The sequence below is a fragment of the Janthinobacterium sp. GW822-FHT07A03 genome, assembly GCF_058798815.1.
In genome coordinates this window covers 1-20235 of sequence record NZ_JBXAKW010000018.1, presented here as the reverse complement: position 1 = coordinate 20235, position 20235 = coordinate 1, and the positions used below count along the sequence as shown (strand labels likewise).

Here is a 20235-nt window from a genome sequence, read left to right as displayed (position 1 = left end):
TGAGATTCAAAAATGAATATGATGAATATGCGTGTGTTAAAAATAGGTAGTCTTCTAGTGGGTTTGTGCTGCGCCTCGATCAAAGCATACGCTGACACGCCAGAGCCCATAGCGGTACCCGAGCAAGATGTTACATCTCTGGTCAGCGTGAAAGGAATCAGGGACCCGGATTGGAAGCCGTACAGCGCGATGCTCAAGGGAGTGAAAAGATTTAAGGAAAAGCACGATCTAGCACCTACTGCAGAGCTGAGATTCATCCTGGAGTCCCGCCGTCCAGATGTTGATATGAACGCACTGCAGCTCAAACTTGAAAGTGACGAGGTGGGTTCTGCGATTCCTCTGGGAGAAGGGAATATCTTCACCTTGCCCGTTGAGCAAGGCCCTCTGTATGACAAAGCCGAATTAACACTCAATCGGAAGGCTGGCTCAGTCAGGTGGATTCCTTACGTTAGGAGTACCACTACCACCGATACCACCCGCCGCTTGGGGGATCTGAGACTGACGTGTGAAGTCCATTGGGCCATTGACAAAGAGACGCTGCCGTTTGCAATGCGCACCACCATTAGCGCATTGGGCGGCCCATGTAATTTCGTATCGCAAAAGGGAACCTATAGTCTGTCCGAGCCAAAGCGTATCCTCAGTGCCACTATCAGCTTCAATGGGAAAACCGAACCTGTGCCATTTAGCGGACATTCATTTACACCGCCTTTGCGCGACAAGGACTGGGGTGATGACAGCGTGATCGATTTAACATTCGAAAATAGCTAGTGTGCGCTGCACCTGAAGCGTAGCTCGATCTTTAATCGGCCGTCGATGTTTGAATCGCCACGAGTTTGTAGACGCTCCTGAGCCATAACGATCCTGCGACGGCTCATTCGGATCAGAGCTCGCAGTTTACCAGCAAGGACTGGCGCGATTTCTTGAACGCGCGTCGGCTGGAAGCAAGCATGAGCCAATATGGAAACTGTCACGACAATGCTGTCGCTGAAAGCTTCTTCCAACTGCTGAAGCGTGAGCTCATCAATCGCAAGACCTATGCAACTAGGGATGACGCCAGGCAGAACATCGTCGACTACATTGAGATGTTCTACAATCCCAAGCGCCGTCACGGATTTAATGACAAGCTTTCGCCAACAGAGTTTGAGCGAAGGCACTTTGAACGGCTCGCGAGTGTCTAGCAGACTCGTGGAGATTCACTGCAGGCAATCCAGCAACGCATAAAATTAGAGGCTTGCTATAAATGAAATTAGTACACGACGCTCCGCATCATCGGCATTCACAAAGGCAAGGCGGCTAGCCTCTCCTTCACCGCCATGCCATAAAATAGCCTCGCTCAAATTTCGTGCTCGACCATCGTGCAGATAGCCTGCCTGCGAGGCGACTTGGGATTGCAAGCCGATGCCCCACAGCGGAGGCGTGCGCCAGAGGCGCCCAATCGAGCTGGTATCACTCATCAAGCCAGGTCCCATATTATGTAGCAACAAATCGCTGTACGGATGGATCAATTGCCGTCTCAAACTCGCTACCGGATGCGTTGAGCCCGTGCGCAACGCGGGTATATGGCATGCCGCGCAGTGCATGCGTTCGAACTGAACTGCACCGCGCCGCAACTCTACTCCTTGTGTCTGTGTACGTGCACCGACGCCCAGTAATTGCATGTAATTAAACAAATCAAGATGCACCTGCGCCTCCCCAACATGCGCTACACCCGTCGCTGATATTTGTACGCCAAGCTCCTCATCCAGCGCAGTACGAACCTGCGGCAGCAAACCTGGCAGATCTGCCTTCCAGCCGAAACGGCCAATGCTTCGCCCTCCATGATCATCGTCGATCCAACGTAGTTGCCCAGTAATGCCTAGATTAGCATGAGTGTGCCGGCTAGCCATTCTCTGCAGCGTGGCCCCGTCGACCGCCTCCAACAATCCCAGACCATAAACCGGCGGTGCCGCGCGCAAGCTTGCAGCGCTCAAGCTCACTCCCCCAATGCTGATCATCGGTGCGCGCAGCGAGTAGGTCGTTCCATCGGTATAACTACCGGACAGTTCGCGCCAATCTACTTTAATAGTTGGCGCCTGCCCCGGGCGTATGGACTGCAGGCGAAAACGTGTCTCAATACCGTCGCCACCACCCAGCCTTAGAACCAGAGGGCTTTGGGATTCATCACCTGCCTGTGTCAACGAGCGCCCATCCCGCACATGACATTCAGCACACGAATGCGCATTGAATTGTTCATGAAGAACTATGGTCTGATTGCTAGGCAGGGCATCGGCCGCAAACTGCTCACGGAGCTGGTTAAAGAGCACCGCCCCACGCGCAAACGCCGTGCGCTGCTCTAATGTAAGAAAGGGAGCTGCACGGGTATAGGCCTGACTTCCATAGGAATACACAGTAGCACTACCACCCAAGGAGGTGGCATTTTGCCAGCTTGCCTCCGTTGTAGATGGTGCCGCCGATACTCGCCAAACGAGTGCAGTAGACACGCCGAAGAGGCAGAATACTATGCAGTGCATAGCATTCTGCTTCGTATTTCCAGACCGGGGTCGGGGAGCTTTAGTTAGCAGCAACACGCTGAACTTTAGCTTCTGCAGTCCTAATAGCCTGTGCATTGGCACCTACTGGTAGGCGGGTGTACTGCAACTCGCCTTTGAGGCCATGCGCCAGCACATCCACGTAAACTTGCCCATCACGATCTTCGAACAGGCATTGGCTCATTTTAAAGACAGTGTCCGGGCCGAAGTCACGCAGACCCAACTTCTGCAGTTCAGTGGCGGAGAAACTGCGTAGTTGATCAAAGGTCTTGCCTGTATCTTTAGACGTCGCCACCGTCAACCGCACACCCGATGTTTTCGATACTTCCAAGTAGCTTGCACTACGCACTGGAGTATCGACCAAGGCACTATATTGGAACTGGCGAGTTACCGCATCAGGTAGGGCGAACTGAATCCCTCCCGGCTTCGTATAGGTTTCAATCGCTTTTGCGTCCCCGCGCACAAATGCATAGCCCGCAATACTGTGAGTCCAAGCTGCGCCTGGAGTTAGCGGACGAAAACTGACCACCCCTATGTATTGCTGGGAGACCGGCGAGGTGCTCAATTCACTCAGGACAAAGACAATGCCAGAATCAGTGCCGGCCGTGGTAGTCTGCCACACAAGCATGCCCGCCAAGCGTCCATTTGTACCTCCGCTGAGGCGTTCCTTCTCTATGCTGGCCTGCTGGCCGGGGCTCACAGTAGTTACATCGATGTTCGGATAATTAGCTGATGTGGGGCCGAACAAAGGCTGCGGCTTGCTCCAACTGGTCCCGCCGTCACGTGACTCTATCCAAGCCTGGTAACTACGACCTGATGCTTTTAGGTCAGACGGCGCAATCGCCGGATCGGTGGTGAGGTAGGTCACCATTACATATTTCCCCCGAATACCCACCGACGGGCCGGAAGTCGCATGCCGGTCAGCCACCACCTTGCGCGCTTTTGGGAATGTTTTCCCATCGGGAGAAATACCGACATACAGATCCTTGCTCTTTGCATCTTGCCAGCCATAGGCGACCGTCTCAGCATCCTTGTCGGCCTTTTCACCCCAGCCCACGCGCGAAGCTTGGATAAAGCCGTCTACAGGTATAGAGCCATCCGGCATCAAGGATTGAGACACAGAAAATTTGCGTTGCGCCGATAACGGGGCAGCCGTATAGGCCACGCGCGCCACGTTCTGTTTCCCACTCGCACTAACGAAAGCGATATAGGAACCCTGGAAGTTTGAGTCGATCGCACTATGCAGTACGCCACTGCGATCAGCAGCGTACACAGTGCTGGTCTGCCAGGACTGGCCGTTATCTCGCGAACTAGCAAAGGCCAGCTCCCGCCCCCTGTCGGCAGCACGGCCGAATGTGGCAACCAAGGCACCGTCTGCCATTCGCATGACAGTACGGCCACCTCCGACCATACTCTCTTTGGTCGATTGCATGACGTCAGGCTGGGCGGATGCGGGCAAAGCAAAGAATGCTGAGAGCAACACTCCGACAAGGTGCGAACGTAACATAGTTGAATCTCCTTATTATTGGCATTCAAGGGAGACAGCAAGGGCGGCATGCAAAGCGATGGTCAGGCAAAACAAACCGCAGTCAGTGTAAGCTACACACCTTAACTGCAAGCAAGGTAACATGAACTAAAGGGCTAAATTTACGTGTATTGTCACGTCTTGAAGTAAATAAAGCAGATGCGTTTTGAGGGTTTTTCTGACTAAATTATTGGCCAAGCCATTTGGCCTATTATGTTTTAATTAAATTTACGAGGCGACGCCGATTAAATTTTCATTCTGCTTTCTGGCAGGCCCCTCGGTTCTGTCGCATTGACGACGAGGCCGTAGCCTCGGGTAAGCTACACCATTGAAACTTAGGCGGTACGGCATGCGCAACTTTAGAGGAATGCGTTTCCCGATCGAAGTCATCTTGGTCTGCATCCGCTGTATGCGGCTACCCGCTGAGCTACCGGTACATTGAGGAAATGATGGAAGAGCGGTGCGTATCGGTCGACCATTCATTGATTAACCGGTACAGCTGGGCCTGACATATAACTCGATCCATATCGATGTGTACCAATCAGCTGAGGCGGTCAGTGTGAGCGCGCGCGGCCAAATGCAACGTGACTAGAGCAATGCGTTGCAGTACCGATCGACGTTCAAACGCCTGGACTGGCCGTGGCGGCGGAACCCAATTTGCGGGCGCGGCGACGTCCCACGTCAAAGTCGGCGACCCGCAAAACCTCAGTTATAACGTAGCAGGGTGTTTAGCCATGGAAGATTTCATGGGGGGATTCACCGAAGCTCAAGCAGCTTGTGCTTGAGCGCGGCACGAGTATCTGCAGGACGGGGGATAGCCAGCTAAGACCTGATGTCGTCGTTAGATCAACCAGCTACGAGATCGCACACTAGGTGCCTGGCAGGACACTCAGGGCTCGAACACGTTCCATCGGGTTTTCGTCCTCCAGAATTATGGACCAGGAGTGTCTAAGCTACAGGTGGCGATTCAGTTCGTTCGATCGCCATGCCACCATTGCGATAGAGCCTGGGTTGTAAGCGTCAAATCCTTAACAAAAATTTACTGGCGATATGCCAAATTGTTAATTTGTTTGATAAATTATTTCCTTATGAGGCCATAGTTATATAAAATAGAAAAATTATCAAGGAGGAATAATGTCATTTAGATATCTTGCAGCTGCTGTGTTCGTTTGTATGGCTGGCCTGGCCCATGCGGATGAAATTACGGGGGACAGAAACATATTGGGTTATGGATGCCATAAAAACGATGGCACATGTTTTGTATCTCTTGATGGCCCTGCGTTTACTGGCGGACCCGAATGCACGGGTACCCAAATACGTTGGGATGCCAAAAATGATGCCAATGGCAAGTCATGGCTGGCGATCATCATGATGGCCGCTGCCAATAAAAAGAAAATCAGTTTTTATGTGTCCGGGTGCCAATCTCCGAACTATCCTACTTTTTTGTATGGTACGGTAGAACCGTAACAATAGCTGAGACGGCGCATGTTGTGTTTTTTTAAGGTGCCGCGTATGTGCGGGGAAATGAGGGATTTTTTTTGGTCCAGTGGAATGAACGCCCTCTTTTCAAACGGCATCGAGGTGCCAAAATAGGGGTGGTATACCCTTAACCGAACGGAGCGTCCACCATAGAGATGACTACCGCGACATTGATCTAGGGAAGCGCTGAACAATTCACTTTCGCGCGCGAAAGTCAGTGCGATCACTGGCTGAGTTTCGCGCTCTGCGATTTTTGATCGAATCAGATGCTGTGGTGTCTCGAATCAGCCGTTTCGCGCGACATTTGTGGCCAATTTCCGACCTCAGCACGCAACTTGGGCGTGCGCCGTTCCGAGGAATCTGCGTGCCAGGACCAGATTGGCGAAGCCGAACAGCGTGAACAGTTGGGCGTTGTTCTTCGCCAGGCCGCGATAGCGCGTCTTACGATGCTTGAACAGGCACTTCACGACATGAAAGCAATGCTCGACCTTCGCGCGCACGCTGGCTTTGGCCTTCTCGAGCGTCTCCTTGGCTCGGCCCAGTGGATTTTTCTTGAGCGTCTTGCGCACACTCGGACGCATCGCAACGTGCCAGTCGATTGCCTTGTCCGTGTTTTCCGGACGCTTGCCAACGCCCTGGTAGCCAGCGTCGCCAAGCACCGCCTTCTCGCCGCCGTGCAGCAGCGCATGCGCCTGGGTCACGTCGGCTACATTGCCTGCCGTGCCGACCACCGAGTGCACCAGGCCGGTCGCCATGTCCACGCCCACGTGAGCCTTCATGCCGAAGTGCCAGTCGTTCCCTTTCTTCGACTGGTGCATCTCGGGATCGCGCTCCGTGTTGCGATTTTTCGTCGACGGCGGCGCGGCGATCAATGTCGCGTCCACGATCGTCCCCTCGCGCATGACCAAGCCTTTCCTGGCCAGGTGCATGTTGATCTCATCGAAAATCCGGCGTGTCAGATTGTGCTTCTCCAGCAGTCGACGGAACTTCAACAACGTCGTCGCGTCCGGTGCCGATTCGTTCGTGAGATCGATGCCGACGAAGCCTCGAATGGACTGGCTGTCGTAGATCGCATCTTCGATTCCCTCGTCCGACAAACCGAAGCACTGCTGCGCGATGTACATGCGCAGCATGCGCTCCAGGCCCGTCGGTGGACGGCCGCGGCCATCGCCCTTCGGGTAATACGGCAGCAGCGCCGCTACCAGCGGCAGCCACGGGGTCACCGCCTCGATCTCGGCCAGAAATCGGTCTCGGCGAGTCTGCTTCTTCTTGTGGATGAACTCGGCGTCGGAGAACGTGGTTTGCTTCATGGCTCTCTGGAAGGAATCGAAGACGTCATTGTGCCAGTTCAGGATGTCAGGCGGGCCGCTGCCGGTTCAAATCAATGCTTCCCTGGATACTCAACTATTCGGGCACATTCGCCCCTGTTCTGGAGGACCGCCCATAAGCTTGTTCAGCTATGATGCTGTTCATCCGAACTCAAGCGAACAACGTCATGCATGAACCCACGCCCGAAACTATCAGTGCGCTTGCCGAACACTATCTTCCCGTGTCGCCAACTGTCGCCTACATCGGGCCAAGCAAGGTGACCCTGGTGACCATCCAGTTCGAACTCACCGCGGACCTGCCGGTTGCGGTCCGCAAATGGGAGCAGTTGGGCTTTGTGCGGGTCAACCCGTGCGGTGAGACATCGCTAGCCGACAACATGGATCGGAGCGGCTTTCCCTTCAAGGCGGCAGCCATTGGAGCATCTGTCGTCGTGTCTACGGCTTGGCCAGCTCCGCCGCAAGCCGTCTATCTGGCGCCGGCCTCGTCACAGGCACGAGAGGCAGGCCGGACCGTGCGAGGCTATGGAAGCACGACGTTCGAACTTAGTGCGCCACCCCCGGTTGCAACTTCCCATCTGGAACCGGAGACATGTGAAGCCGCGCGAATTCTGCTAGACCACACGCAGGATTTGCAAGCCACCTTGGAAAAATGGGAAAACGTGGGATTCGTGAGGCTGGGCGCCGCAGATGCGGTCATGAGAAACGATTTGATGGGCTTTTCGCACATCATCGCTTACACGGCCCTCGCGGTGGGGGCAACGCTGGTCGCCTTCCAGGGAACGCCGGCGAAGCAGCGCAGGATCCGGCGCCTGGATGAAGGGCATATCGACATGGATGCCGTACATGCGGACCCGCCGGTACAGATGTCCCCGCGCGGGTCGTCGGTGATCCAGGCCGTCTTCCTCGCGCCCACCTCGATCGACGCAAGGGCAAGGGCCGAAGCGGCATTGACCTGTAGCCACGTGCCCACCAATCCTTGAACCGATCAAATCGGCTGAACCGCCTCTGCCAGTGCCTGGGCGTCGCTTAACTAGTATTGTTCCGTTGTGTAGGTAGTTTGATGGGTAGTGATTAAATCAGCGGTTCCCTAGGGCCGCCCGAATTGAAACATTGAAATTTCTTTCCCAGAAAATTACATCTTCGAATCAACAACGAGACAGCGCCTCAATAACTCTATACCTAAAGCTTACCTAAAATCATCAAGTATTGTTTGACAACAACACCAGAAATATTGTAACATGAACAACAGCATAAAATCAATGCAATGCTACCGCATTAACAATAAAATAACTTACATGAAAAATCTCCCAAAGATATTAAGAATTCTAGCTATTTTTTTCATATTTTTTTTTGATTCCGCACATGCTGAGCGACGCCAAATCTTTTATTCTGTGGCATCCGGGCAACCGAGCTGGAAATTGGAAAACTACATGGCTGATGGAGTTGCCATATGGAACACTCCTTCGTCATGTAACAATGGTGCGATTAGCTTTCCAAGTAACATGACTGCCGCTGATAAAAATCGTTTTTATGCAACACTCATTGCAGCAAAAACCTCCAATGCAACGATGTTTATTTATTATGATGAAAACCCAGGAATCTGCATGCTAGTTAGTTTCGGCCTACAATAATTCTTATTTTTCATTAATAAATGCTTCATCCTCTCACATTATCGAATTCGAAACGCCACGCACCTGCCAACGTCACCTTAAAATATATTGAATGACATTAGATATGAAAATAAAAAATATCATTAGAATAGGCATGCTTTCTGGAGCTGCATTTAGCACAACGGCAACTGCGGCATTCTGCAATGAAAATATTGTTACCATAATTAGCCATTCAAATGGGAATATTTATTTCACAACAGGCCTAACCTGCGTGAATTGGTGTCAATTCACAGGAAATACCTCTTTTGTTAAGCAATCATATGCAATGCTATTATCAGCTCAGCTAAGCAATAAAAAATTAGGATTTGCCTGGAATGATTTAGCCTCATGCAACGAGAAAAATAAAGTCTACGCCATTCCTGATTTCGTGGTTGCGACACCACAATGACATTTTTAAGAAACTTCTTTTATTTTTAAGTAATAATTCAATACTCAAACGACCACTTAAATAGCCCCACTCGAAGAAACCATTGAAATAATTTTCATTAATAATAATTTTTAATTATAGCAAGTTTCACACCTATCAAAATTGCAAGTATAATTTTTAAAATAAATATTTCTTGACGGAAATCTGTAAAATTGATATAATTTATTTTTAAATAATACATAGATGCATTTTGAATAATGCCACTCAAATAGGCTGCATATGTACGCACTTCTCCAATTTGATATTATTGGTTGTGTTGATCTATTCTGGGGAATAGCGGAAGTGCGCCAAGCACTTAGCGCTACCACAGCTGGCCTGGCATCTTGAAAAATTGAAATTACTCACTTAATATAGGCGCGATTTGCGGGAGGGTATTCCAGTTATACGGATCGTTTCTGAAATTTTTCGGAGATGCGTCGCACACTGGCAAAGCCGTTTCTACACCACGCAGGCGTAGCCTAAAGCATAGCGCTACCATGCATATTTATTGGCAACTGAAACGCCACACCATTATCAGTTCTGGATTGGTGCAACCCGGAAAAGGTGAGTACAATTTTCTGATTAAATTAAATGCAAGTTAAAATCAAGACTTTTCGTCCAGCACAAAGGGTGGCGTGGTTGGTTCTGCAGGCAGACAGCTTTGCTGACGCGAAGAAACAAGCTGAGGTGCTCGGATATCAAGTCCTCTCCATGCACAGGCAGTGGAACTGGCGTCTTTCCTCTAAATCCAAGCATGATTTCTCGGTGCCGCTATTTAGCCAGGAGTTGGTATCGCTATTGGAAGCGGGGCTGAGCCTGATTGAAATCGTGGATCTACTTGAGCGAAAATCACAACATGCTGGCGCCAAAAAAATTCTTGCTGCCATTTATGTCCGATTACAACAAGGATTTTCTTTTTCTCGCACATTGGAAGACCTCCCCGAAACTTTCTCTTCTCTGTATGTGGCGACGATTCGTACGTCGGAGCGGACCGGCGATCTGATTGCCTCGTTGCGGCGCTACCTGTCTTACAATCAGCAGATTAATCTTGTTCGCGAAAAAATCGTTGCTGCCTCAGTTTATCCGGCGCTACTGATTTCAGTGGGCACATTGGTCATTTTATTTTTGCTGGGTTATGTCGTGCCACGTTTTAGCCAGGTTTATGAAGATCTTGGGCGCGATTTGCCCTGGATGTCACAAGTGCTCATGTATTGGGGCAAGTTGGTCGGCAATTATGGCGGCTGGCTGGCGTTGAGTATGGTGGCCATCATGGCTGGGCTGGTCGCCATCTTCGTGCGACCGTCCACGCGCATGGTTATTGAGCAACTGTTGTGGTCGATCCCGGCGGTAGGGGAAAAGATGCGCCTGTATCAGCTTGCGCGTTTCACTCGAACGCTCGCAATGCTGGTAAAGGGGGGCATTCCCTTTGTCACCTCTTTGGAAATGGTCGGCGGCCTGTTGCATCAACCGGGTCTTCAACATGGTTTGACTAGGGCATCGCAATGGATACGCGAGGGCCGTTCGGTATCGGACGCCTTTGCCGCACATGGGCTGGCCAGCGAGGTCGGCGTGCGGCTGCTGGCAGTCGGAGAACGTTCCGGTGAACTGGGGCTGGCCATGGAGCGCATCGCGACACTATATGAAGATGAATTGGCCCGCTGGGTGGACTGGTTCGGGCGCTTATTTGAACCTTTATTAATGATAGGGATAGGCTTGATTATCGGTCTGATCGTAATTTTGATGTATATGCCCATTTTCGAACTCGCGAGCAGTATTCAATGATGCTTGCACGTCCCGCTGTCGTTGGGCAGGTTATTCCCAATGCCGTATTTGCCGACTGCCGCAAGGAAGCGATCCTTGGTGGCGGCAAATTGATCGATCTGCTGGAAAAGCACTTGCAATTGCCGCCAGCGCAGTTCATACAGTCTCTCGGCCAGACCTTGCATTATCCGGTGTTTGAGTTGGAGGAGCTGCAACGGCTGGTGCCCGAGTTTGTGATTTTGCCATTTGCTGAAGCATTGCAGCAGGCTTGTTTTCTGGCCCGCGACAACGACGAGTTGGTCTGTGTGATCGCCGATCCATTCGATTTGGCCTCGCAGGCAGCAATCGAAGCGCGCAGCACCGAAGCGGTCAGATGGTGCCTCACGCACCGTGATCACCTGAAGGTTTTCTTCGCGTTTCACGAAAATACCTTGCGCGCCATTGATGGTGCCCTGCACAGTACCCCGGACGAGGCACCCGCGTCATTGACGCTGGAAGACCTGTCACTCAGCTCCATCGCCAGCGATACCAATCCCGTCATCAAGCTGGTTAATTCGACCATTTATGATGCGCTGAAAACCGGCGCGAGCGATATCCACCTCGAAATTACCCGAGCCGGCTTGCACGTGAAGTACCGAATTGACGGAGTATTAGCCAGCATCGCCCATGTCCAGGGGCTGGAGATGGCCGAGCAGGTTGTATCTCGCATCAAGGTCATGGCCGAACTCGATATTGCAGAGCGGCGCATTCCACAGGATGGTCGTTTCAAATTGTCGGTGCGTGGGCAGGAGATCGACTACCGAGTGTCCATCATGCCAAGCCTGATCAGTGAAGACGTGGTCATCCGTATTCTGGACAAGCGCAACCTGACCGATCAGATCCAGGGCTTGCGCCTCGACCTGCTGGGCTTCAATCCTGCCACCCTCCTGCAAATACGCCGCCTTGCACGTGAACCGTATGGCATGTTGCTGGTCACAGGGCCCACCGGCAGCGGCAAGACGACGACGATGTATGCGGCCCTATCCGAGATCAACAATGGGCAAGACAAGATCATCACGATTGAAGATCCTGTCGAATATCAGTTACCCGGTGTCCTGCAGATCCCCGTGAACGAAAAGAAAGGCCTCGGCTTCGCTCGGGGCCTGCGCTCGATCCTGCGCCACGATCCCGACAAGATACTAGTGGGTGAAATACGTGATCCGGAAACAGCGCAGATAGCCATTCAATCCGCACTGACCGGCCATCTGGTATTTACCAGTGTCCATGCAAACAATGTGTTCGACGTACTGGGGCGCTTCCTTCACATGGGCGTCGATACCTATAGTTTTGTCTCGGCCCTGAACGGTATCCTGGCACAGCGATTGCTGCGGCTAGTTTGCCAGCAATGTACGGCACCGTATGTACCTGACCTGGAAGAACTTGCATTGTCTGGCATCAGCGCGGACGATGCAGCGAGCATGAGTTTCTGCAAGGGGCAGGGCTGCAGCCAGTGCCGCAGTACCGGCTATCACGGACGCCATGCGATCGGCGAAGTGCTTGTACTGAACGATGAATTGCGAGAACTGATCATTTCCAGGGCGCCGATCCGCAGCATCAAGGAAGCCGCACGCGCCAAGGGCACTCGCTTCCTGCGGGATTCCGCCATCGAGTTGCTGGCACAGGGCAGGACCACGCTAGAGGAGATCAACCGTGTCACTTTTGTTGCGTAATCGCCTGCGCGTAGTGCTCTGCCGTGAGCAACTGGCCCTGAGCGTGCAGTCGCGCGGCTGGCGCCAACTCGCGTCAGATACCCTCATTATTCCCTGTGACATCGATGCCGATGGCTCGGATTGGGAGCTGGCAATCGCGAACCTGGGCATATGGCTGGACCAGAACCAAATCGCGGCGCGCGTGGAAGTAATCCTGGCGGACAGCCTGGTGCGCTACGCCATCATGCCATGGTCTGCCGATGTATTGGCCGCAGACGAGCACCGTACGATGGCGCGTATCCATTTCGAAGCTATGTTCGGGCCGATGCTTAGCGAATGGGAATTCCAGGCGGCACCGGCGGGCTATGGACAAGCGCGCATCGCCTGCGCCGTCGACTCTCGCTTGTCATCCGCGCTGCACGCTCTTTTTGCTGCCCACAAAATACGCATGGTCTCGCTGCGCCCTTATCTGATCTGTGTCATGAACCGCTGGCATGCCCAGCTGAGCGGCGACGCCTTGCTGGTCGTGGTAGCGCCAGAGCACTGCATGATGGCAGGCTTCAAGGCTGGCGCATGGCACAGCGTGCGTCGCATTCGGCTTAGCGATACCAGTGTCTCTCAACTGCAGCAGCTGATAGAACGCGAGCTTGTGCTGCAAGGACTGGACGGAGCAACCGTGTATCTGCATGCGCCAGGCCGCGATATGTCGGCCACCATGCCAGACAGCGATGCCACCATCCTGGTCGTCGCCGCCAACTCCGCCCCGGTTGCCGCGGCCATGATGGCCGCATGCGGAAATGATCCATGAAAAAAACGGACCTCGATTTTGTACGCAGGCCACAGCTATTGCGCATGGCCGGCGTCATTCTGCTGTTGCTTGCTCTGCTGGGCCTGACTGCGCTGATGTACGTCTATCGCCAGCGCACAGCCGAACTGGAAACGCTGGACGCACAACTGCATCGCTTGACGCAGATGCAGCGTAAGGCGACCGCAGCAGTCGCTATCGGCAACAGGACCAGTAAGCAACTGGCGCTGGAATTGTTGCTCGCGCAGCGAGTGATCGACCAACTCGCGATGCCGTGGGACACGCTGTTTCAAACGCTGGAAACAACGCTGGGTGATGACGTGAGCTTGCTGGGCGTGGTGCCGGATGCGGAAAAAATGACGTTGAACATCAATGGCGAAGCGCGCAGCCTGGCTGCGATGGTAGCTTACCAAACGCGCCTGGCGGATGACGCACTGTTTCAGGATGTGTATATTTCCAGTCACCAAACTCAGCAGCAAGATCAGCAGAAACCAGTGCGCTTCCTGGTTAGTGCACGCTGGCTCACCGGCGCAGCGCCACTTGCCAAGCCTCTGGAAGCACAGCAACAGGCTACCCCATGAAGCTACAAATAAACTTTCAGCGCTTTCGCTGGCAGCTGTGGCAGCACGCGGTGGGCCTGGGCTGGCCAGCCATGTTGGCCCTGGTCCTGGCCCTCGTGGTGGTGGGCGCGGCAAAGATGATCGTGGCTCCCATGACGGACCAGATCGCCGTCGCGCAGCAGCGGCTGCTCAGCCATCGCAAAGCGCAAACCGTGCGGCTGATGCAATTGCCCCCAGCAGACGGTGCGGCGGAGCAACTGCGGCAGTTCTATCAGTTTTTCCCGGACAGGAACAGCTTACCTGAGTGGCAGACAAAATTGTACGAGACCGCCAGCGAAAACGGCGTGGTGCTGGATCAAGGTCAATACCAGCTTTCTCATGATGACAAAGGTGCCATGTGGCGCTATGACATCGTGCTGCCCGTGCACGGTAGCTATCCGCAAGTACGTAAGTTCCTTGGGCAAACACTGGCCAGAATTCCTCATCTCGCGTTGCAGAGCATCTCGTTTGAGCGCCAGAAAGTGGGCGATGCGATGCTGGAGGCGAATATCAGATTAACGCTTTACCTCGGCGACCATCATGAATAAGAGGAAATTTTTTTTGTTGACGCTGCTGGCGGCAACGGTGGCCGCTGCATTGTGGCCAAGCCCGGAAGTTGACCTGGGGATCATCGAACCGAGTGCAGCTCGGCCAGCGGCCCCTGCACGCGCGGCGGCATCAGCTGCGAAAAATACAAAGCCCGCTCCAGCGCTGCCACTGCATAAACTGGAACGCGAAACGATGGTGGTCACCGAGCAAAACCCCTTTTCTCCAACCGCCTGGTTTGTCGCACCGCCCCCGCCGCCACAGCCTTCCGCTGCGCCGCCACCACCGCCAAGCGCACCCGCCATGCCTTTTGTCTATGCGGGGCGCCTGCAAGGAGAGGGCGGGCGCTGGACCTATTATTTGATGCGCGGCGATCAATCGTTTGCCGTCAGCCGCGGAGACACCTTCGATACCTCGTATCGCCTGGACAGCGTGGACGACGCGCAAATGGTGATTGAGTACCTGCCCCTATCCGTCAAGCAGACATTAACCATCATGGGCGACTCATGATCGGTGCACAGCGTGGCTTCACGATCGTCGAAATGCTGGTCACCGTGGTATTGGTGTCCATCCTGGCCAGTGCAGCTTTTCCCATGGCGGAGCTGGCTTATCAGCGCGACAAGGAGCAAGAGCTTCGACGCAGCCTGCGAGAAATCCGAGTCGCTCTGGACGCCTACAAACAAGCCACCGATGAGGGTCGCGTTATGCGAAAAGCAGACCAGTCCGGCTACCCGCCCAACTTGCAGGTGCTGCAGGACGGCGTGCCCAATGCCAAGGATCCGGACGGCGCACCGATCTTTTTTTTGCGCCGCGTGCCACGCGATCCATTGGCACCCAAGGCTGATGGCCAGCCTGCTGCCGCAACCTGGGCTACCCGCAGCTATGCATCAAGCTCAGTGGAGCCGAAAGAAGGCGACGATGTCTTCGACGTGTATTCCAGGAGCGCCGGCAGCGGGATCAATGGGATTGCCTATCGTGAATGGTGAGCAGATGAAAAATTGCGCGTTCCTGCCGGCATCTACCGAGACCGGCTTTACCTTGATCGAATTACTCGTGGTCATGACGATCATCGCGACCTTGCTGACGCTTGCCGCACCGCGCTACATGGGCAATGTCGACAAGGCCCGTGAGTCAGTGCTGACCGAAAATCTCGCCACGCTGAGAGACGTCATCGACAAGCATTATGCCGATACGGGCAGATATCCGACCGAATTGCAGGATCTGGTGACAAGTCGCTATATCAGAAAAATACCGCTCGACCCACTTACCGACAGCAACCGTACTTGGATAATCGTACCGTCGCAGGATCCCGAAAAAGCCGGCATATTCGACATCCACAGTGGAGCAAAGACCCGCGCCCGCGACGGAAGCTATTACCGTGACTGGTAACAGAACGGCTCGCCTTCCATCGCGCCAGCTGGGTTTTACCTATCTTGCTGTGTTGTTCGCAATAAGCATCGCCGGGATCATGCTGGCGGGTGCTGGTGTTCTGTGGTCAACGCAGCAGGCGCGCGAGCGTGAGGCGGAGCTGCTTTTTATCGGCAATGAATATCGCCAGGCTATTGCCAGTTATTACGAAAAAACCCCGGGTGCAGTCAAGCGCTACCCCGGCGATATCGACGCGCTACTCGAGGATTTGCGCTTTCCTGCCGCGATGCGCCATCTTCGCCGAGCTTATCGTGACCCAATCACCAAGCTGCCTGAGTGGGGCGTGGTGCACGCTCCGGATGGCGGCATCATGGGCGTCTACAGCCTTTCCGCATCCCCGACGATTAAGCGCAACGCTTTTCAACAACGCGATAGTGAATTTGAGGGCAAGGAGTATTACAGGGATTGGCGTTTCATATACGAGCCGCAAGTAGTGGCAAGTTCCAAAAATTAAAATGTAGCTGTAACACTTGGTCAAGCTTTTTCTCATCGCGATATGACTGGATATTCAAAGTATTTTTCATCATCTATTGAGACGCTTTGTCAAGGACAATTTTCTTTACGTATTTTCTTGGTGAAAATTCATTGAATGCAATCTTTCGTTGTGGAAATTAATTAATAATTATAAAATTATATAAATAGAAATCCTTCCTCCCGTCAATCCCCTGATTTTCCTCAAATGCCTACAATTTCGCTAGTTCTTGCCCAGTTGCGGCGCTCAACATTTGCATCCCTTTTCCAAGCAAGCCTATTTTTCCTAGGATGTGCCGCGTCACTCGCGATACCCGTACACGCCACTGCCGCAGTCCACACCCCAGGCAAATTCAGCGTCAGCGATTTAGGCGCGGCAACTTATACGGTGCCCATCGCTATACCGCCAGGCACTGCCGGGATAGCGCCTTCCCTTTCGCTGTCCTTCAACAGCCAGGCCAACGCGGGATTACTGGGCAGGGGCTGGTCACTCGGCGGTTTGTCCAGCATTACACGCTGCGCACAAACACCGGGCCAGGATGGTGCCGGACTTGGTGAAGTTCAGTTCGATGCGAATGACCGTTTTTGCCTAGACGGGCAGAGGTTAATGGTCAGCAATGGCCTTACCTATGGCGCCAATAATGCCGAGTATCGTACGGAAAACGATTCCTTCTCCCAAATTATTTCATATGGCGGCGTACAAGGACCGACCTGGTTCAAGGTGTGGACCAAGGCGGGCCGCGTGTTGGAATACGGCAATACGGCTGACTCCCGCATTGAAGCACAGGGCAGGGCTGAGGTACGTACTTGGGCGATCAACCGCGAGCAGGATATCAAAGGCAACTTTCTGATTGTTTCATACACAGAAGATAACGCAAACGGTGATTTTTATCCAGTCCGCATCGACTACACGGGCAATGCCAACACCGGCACGACGACAAATAATTCCGTGCGCTTCAGCTATGAACCCTTGCCGATCCTGATCCCCGGCTACAAGAAGGGTTCCCTGATTCAGGCGACGGTGCGCCTGAAAGCCATCGATGCCTATCAAGGTGAGAATCGCACGCATGACTATCAACTGTCGTATGTCGACGACGCACTGACCAAGCGCTCGCGCCTGAATGGCATCAAACAGTGCCAGGGAGACGGAGTCACTTGCTTGCCGGCCATTAAATTTGATTGGCAGGCGCCCGGAACATATGGAAGTACGGCCGGGGAATGGGTTTCGCCTGGATTTGTTGTGGATGGCAATATTGATTCTAAAACCGTCATGGCTATCGATCTGAATGGCGATGGTAAAACCGATTTATTGCAGCACGTACAAAGGGATGGACAGTCCTGGCTAATTCCGATGTATTCCAATGGTACTGGTTTTACGATCGGTGAATGGATCCCCTTGGGCCGCATTTATAGTGATTTTCTAGTTGCGGATGTCGATGGCAATGGTCTGGCTGACTTGATCAGCGTTGCAACAGGGCCGGATGGGATAAGGAAAGTTGATATTTTCATGTCGACGGGAGCAGGATTTATTCACGTAAACGGCGGCAGTCATCATAGCGATAAAATCCCAGACAGAACCTACCTTGGTGGTTATGGTTATCCCTTGGCCTTGGATATTGACGGGGATGGTAAAGCGGAGTTGGTCGAGTTCTGGCACGATGGATTGCTGACCTATGAAATGTGGATTTCTATTTCAAAATTCAACGGCACGACTTTTAATCCTCCTGCCTGGAAAAAAATGAATACCCGGCGAGGAAAATATGTGGCGCGAACCAGCCTTATTCCACTGGATATCAATGGTGATGGCAAGATGGATCTACTTGAAACCTGGGCAGTTGAAGGAGATGGTACAGGTAACATCTGGACTCAGCCCATGTTGTCAAATGGAACTGATTTTGTATCAGGGGAATGGCGGGACTCTGGATTTTTCTGGAGGAGTTTTAACTATGACGGCCCAAATGCCGTACAACAAATTTTACCATTGGACATGAACGGCGACGGCATGATGGATCTGATGTTTGCCGGCCAGGTTTTGGATGATCAAGTATTTTTGCGTACCAATTTCAAGCTGCGTCCATTCTATTCCAATGGTGTTAATTTTATACAGGGAAAAAGCGAAGTTTTGCTTGGTGAAGCAGGAACAGGAGGAGATATGGGAATGATTCCAGATTTCCTGACTGCCAGCGATATCAATGGTGATGGCAAAACTGATTTGCTGTTGACGTGGTATGGCCGCGCTCCTACATTTGATGAGGCAAAGCTTTTTATTCAGCCGCTCATTTCAGAAGGGAAAGGATTTTTGCTGAATCAGTCAAGGCATGATACAGGGCAAAAATGGGCCACGGTATATCATGTCGTCGAAGATCCAGACGGCAATTATATTCGTCAAGCGGTAAGCCCGGAGTTTATCGTGCTCGATATTAATGGTGATGGAAAAATGGATCTGGTTCAGCAACGTTATAAACAGTCCGTCTGGAACCAGCCATCGGAAGCGAGCTATTTCCTGCCGTATTTGACTGATAGCGGCATCGGCGACTTGATGATAGGCATTACCAATGGGCTAGGCGCAAAGACCACCATGCGCTACACGCCCCTGACCGATAGCGCGACCTATGTGCGAGACGCTGATACAGACATCTATCCGATGATGAATGTCCAGATGCCAATGTATGTTATCGCCTCGGCAGATTTGCCTAACGGCAATGGCGGCAGCGACACACTCAAATACCGCTATGGCGGCCTAAAAAAGGACCGCAGCCGCAACGAACTAACGGGTTTCCGCTGGAAGGAAGAGCAGCAGTTGTCGACTGGCCTGACCAGCCTGGTTGAGTACCGCCAGGACTGGCCGTACGCGGGCATGGTATTGAAAAGCACCACCAGCCTGGCGGGCCGTGGGCATGGCAATCTGTTAAGCCAGACTGACAGCCAGTTTGGCTGCATCGATACGCTTGATGGCCTACCATGCGTGCGCCGATGGGGCCGCAGCTATTTTCCGTTCATCAGCCAAAGCAGCAGTCAGAAATGGGACCTGAACGGCACGGCCCTTCCTGTGCAGACCAGCACTGTGGCCTATGACGTATGGGGAAATGCCACCAGCAGTACCACCAGCGTCAGCGACGGCGGCCAGACCTGGTCGACGCAGACCGTCAATACCTATAACCCGGCCGACACCAGTACCTGGGTGATCGGCCAGCTCAAGCGTACCAGCGTGACCAACACGGTGCCTGCGTACACCGGACCAGCACTGCCTTCGGGCGAAACGGGAATCCCGGGCGGAGGCAATGGTGGCGGCAACAACGGCGGCGGCACGCCAGGGTCCGGCATGCAGGCCAGCACGGTCAGCTGGGTAGCCGGTTTTGCACCGCCGGCGCAGGCCTATCCAGGCCGCACAGTGGCCTTGCAGGTGCAAGTGAGTGGCGCAGCACCGCTGGTCGGCACGGTGACGTTCTTCGATGGCAATGCTGCCCAGGCCGTGATTGCGCTCGATGGCGCAGGCAAGGCCAGCTTCAGCATGGTATTGAACGGCATCGGGACGCATGCCCTGCGGGCAGAGTATTCCGGCGATGCAAATCATGCCGCCAGCAGTACCGGTGCCGCCGTGGCGGTGACGATCGACCTGACACCGATCCTGATGATACTGCTCGATGATTAAAAAGAGGCTTGTCGTTGAACTCACTGTCATCAACCCATTGCAAAGACCCTGGCATGCGTAACACACTACAAAAACTCAAATCGAAGGCAGATACTATTTACACTACCGGTCGGCACTGGTCATTGGGTGCCGGCGTGGCGCTGTTCTGGTGCGCGTCGGCCCAGGCGGTTACGCCACCTATCGTCGCCATTACGGCGCCGGCCACCAGCGTCACGCGCACCACGGATTTTACTTACTACGCTGATGGCTCGCTCAAGGCGGAAATCCGTGAGCCCGACAACGCACAGCTCAGACTGGAAACCAGCTATCAATATGATGCCTGGGGTAACCGCATTGAAACCTCAGTGTC

General features: G+C 53.3%; 19 protein-coding genes and 2 pseudogenes. 18 read left to right on the top strand and 3 right to left on the bottom strand.

The window, feature by feature from the left end:
• The first annotated feature begins 12 nt into the window (after window positions 1-12).
• Together AC1RJW_RS28955 and AC1RJW_RS28950 are read left to right on the top strand one after the other, a co-directional pair.
• Window positions 13-768, top strand: coding sequence for a hypothetical protein (locus AC1RJW_RS28955; protein WP_493047987.1), 756 nt, complete (start codon window positions 13-15; stop codon window positions 766-768).
• Window positions 769-872: 104 nt separating this feature from the next.
• Window positions 873-1178, top strand: a pseudogene (locus AC1RJW_RS28950) (IS3 family transposase); the annotation flags it as partial.
• Between the two features lie 45 nt (window positions 1179-1223).
• Here the strand turns inward: AC1RJW_RS28950 and AC1RJW_RS28945 are convergent.
• A complete protein-coding gene (locus AC1RJW_RS28945) occupies window positions 1224-2480 on the bottom strand; it encodes a di-heme oxidoredictase family protein (protein WP_493047986.1) in 1257 nt (418 codons plus the stop codon).
• 70 nt (window positions 2481-2550) lie between these two features.
• A complete protein-coding gene (locus tag AC1RJW_RS28940) occupies window positions 2551-4035 on the bottom strand; it encodes a hypothetical protein (protein ID WP_493047985.1) in 1485 nt (494 codons plus the stop codon).
• A gap of 367 nt (window positions 4036-4402) precedes the next feature.
• On the opposite strand from AC1RJW_RS28940, the pseudogene AC1RJW_RS28935 reads away from it, so the two are divergent.
• Together AC1RJW_RS28935 and AC1RJW_RS28930 are read left to right on the top strand one after the other, a co-directional pair.
• A pseudogene (locus AC1RJW_RS28935) lies at window positions 4403-4553 on the top strand (IS6 family transposase); the annotation flags it as partial.
• Between the two features lie 634 nt (window positions 4554-5187).
• The gene (locus AC1RJW_RS28930) at window positions 5188-5520 is read left to right on the top strand and encodes a hypothetical protein (protein WP_493047984.1); all 333 of its coding nucleotides are present in this window, start codon (window positions 5188-5190) and stop codon (window positions 5518-5520) included.
• A gap of 335 nt (window positions 5521-5855) precedes the next feature.
• On the opposite strand, the gene AC1RJW_RS28925 is transcribed toward AC1RJW_RS28930, so the two are convergent.
• The gene (locus tag AC1RJW_RS28925; RefSeq protein ID WP_493047983.1) at window positions 5856-6842 is read right to left on the bottom strand and encodes an IS5 family transposase; all 987 of its coding nucleotides are present in this window, start codon (window positions 6840-6842) and stop codon (window positions 5856-5858) included.
• Window positions 6843-6991: 149 nt separating this feature from the next.
• Here AC1RJW_RS28925 and AC1RJW_RS28920 point away from each other — a divergent pair, with 149 nt between their 5' ends.
• The 14 genes from AC1RJW_RS28920 to AC1RJW_RS28855 form a co-directional block, all read left to right on the top strand.
• Window positions 6992-7840: a hypothetical protein gene (locus AC1RJW_RS28920; protein ID WP_493047982.1), complete on the top strand. Its 849-nt coding sequence runs from the start codon at window positions 6992-6994 to the stop codon at window positions 7838-7840.
• A 315-nt stretch (window positions 7841-8155) separates the two neighbouring features.
• Entirely contained in the window at window positions 8156-8491 is a 336-nt protein-coding gene (locus AC1RJW_RS28915) for a hypothetical protein (RefSeq protein WP_493047981.1), read from the top strand.
• 91 nt (window positions 8492-8582) lie between these two features.
• The gene (locus AC1RJW_RS28910; RefSeq protein ID WP_493047980.1) at window positions 8583-8918 is read left to right on the top strand and encodes a hypothetical protein; all 336 of its coding nucleotides are present in this window, start codon (window positions 8583-8585) and stop codon (window positions 8916-8918) included.
• Window positions 8919-9527: 609 nt separating this feature from the next.
• Window positions 9528-10718: a type II secretion system F family protein gene (locus tag AC1RJW_RS28905; protein WP_493047979.1), complete on the top strand. Its 1191-nt coding sequence runs from the start codon at window positions 9528-9530 to the stop codon at window positions 10716-10718.
• Window positions 10715-12406 (top strand): GspE/PulE family protein, encoded by a 1692-nt coding sequence (locus AC1RJW_RS28900; protein ID WP_493047978.1) that lies wholly within the window; start codon window positions 10715-10717, stop codon window positions 12404-12406. The genes AC1RJW_RS28905 and AC1RJW_RS28900 overlap by 4 nt, the downstream gene beginning before the upstream one ends.
• On the top strand, window positions 12387-13193 hold the full coding sequence (locus tag AC1RJW_RS28895; RefSeq protein ID WP_493047977.1) for a hypothetical protein: 807 nt from the start codon (window positions 12387-12389) through the stop codon (window positions 13191-13193). Before AC1RJW_RS28900 ends, AC1RJW_RS28895 begins: the two co-directional genes overlap by 20 nt.
• Window positions 13190-13771 (top strand): PilN domain-containing protein, encoded by a 582-nt coding sequence (locus AC1RJW_RS28890; protein ID WP_493047976.1) that lies wholly within the window; start codon window positions 13190-13192, stop codon window positions 13769-13771. Before AC1RJW_RS28895 ends, AC1RJW_RS28890 begins: the two co-directional genes overlap by 4 nt.
• Complete coding sequence (locus tag AC1RJW_RS28885; RefSeq protein ID WP_493047975.1) at window positions 13768-14337, top strand: hypothetical protein; 570 nt, start codon at window positions 13768-13770, stop codon at window positions 14335-14337. Before AC1RJW_RS28890 ends, AC1RJW_RS28885 begins: the two co-directional genes overlap by 4 nt.
• Window positions 14330-14845, top strand: a complete 516-nt coding sequence (locus AC1RJW_RS28880; RefSeq protein WP_493047974.1) for a hypothetical protein — start codon at window positions 14330-14332, stop codon at window positions 14843-14845. The genes AC1RJW_RS28885 and AC1RJW_RS28880 overlap by 8 nt, the downstream gene beginning before the upstream one ends.
• Window positions 14842-15321, top strand: coding sequence for a type II secretion system protein (locus tag AC1RJW_RS28875; RefSeq protein WP_493047973.1), 480 nt, complete (start codon window positions 14842-14844; stop codon window positions 15319-15321). The genes AC1RJW_RS28880 and AC1RJW_RS28875 overlap by 4 nt, the downstream gene beginning before the upstream one ends.
• Window positions 15296-15724: a type II secretion system protein gene (locus AC1RJW_RS28870; RefSeq protein ID WP_493047972.1), complete on the top strand. Its 429-nt coding sequence runs from the start codon at window positions 15296-15298 to the stop codon at window positions 15722-15724. The genes AC1RJW_RS28875 and AC1RJW_RS28870 overlap by 26 nt, the downstream gene beginning before the upstream one ends.
• A complete protein-coding gene (locus AC1RJW_RS28865) occupies window positions 15714-16217 on the top strand; it encodes a type II secretion system protein (protein ID WP_493047971.1) in 504 nt (167 codons plus the stop codon). The genes AC1RJW_RS28870 and AC1RJW_RS28865 overlap by 11 nt, the downstream gene beginning before the upstream one ends.
• A 225-nt stretch (window positions 16218-16442) precedes the next feature.
• Window positions 16443-19886: an FG-GAP-like repeat-containing protein gene (locus AC1RJW_RS28860; RefSeq protein WP_493047969.1), complete on the top strand. Its 3444-nt coding sequence runs from the start codon at window positions 16443-16445 to the stop codon at window positions 19884-19886.
• A 53-nt stretch (window positions 19887-19939) separates the two neighbouring features.
• Window positions 19940-20235, top strand: a 296-nt coding sequence (locus AC1RJW_RS28855; RefSeq protein WP_493047968.1) for a hypothetical protein, incomplete at its 3' end; no start/stop codon positions are given.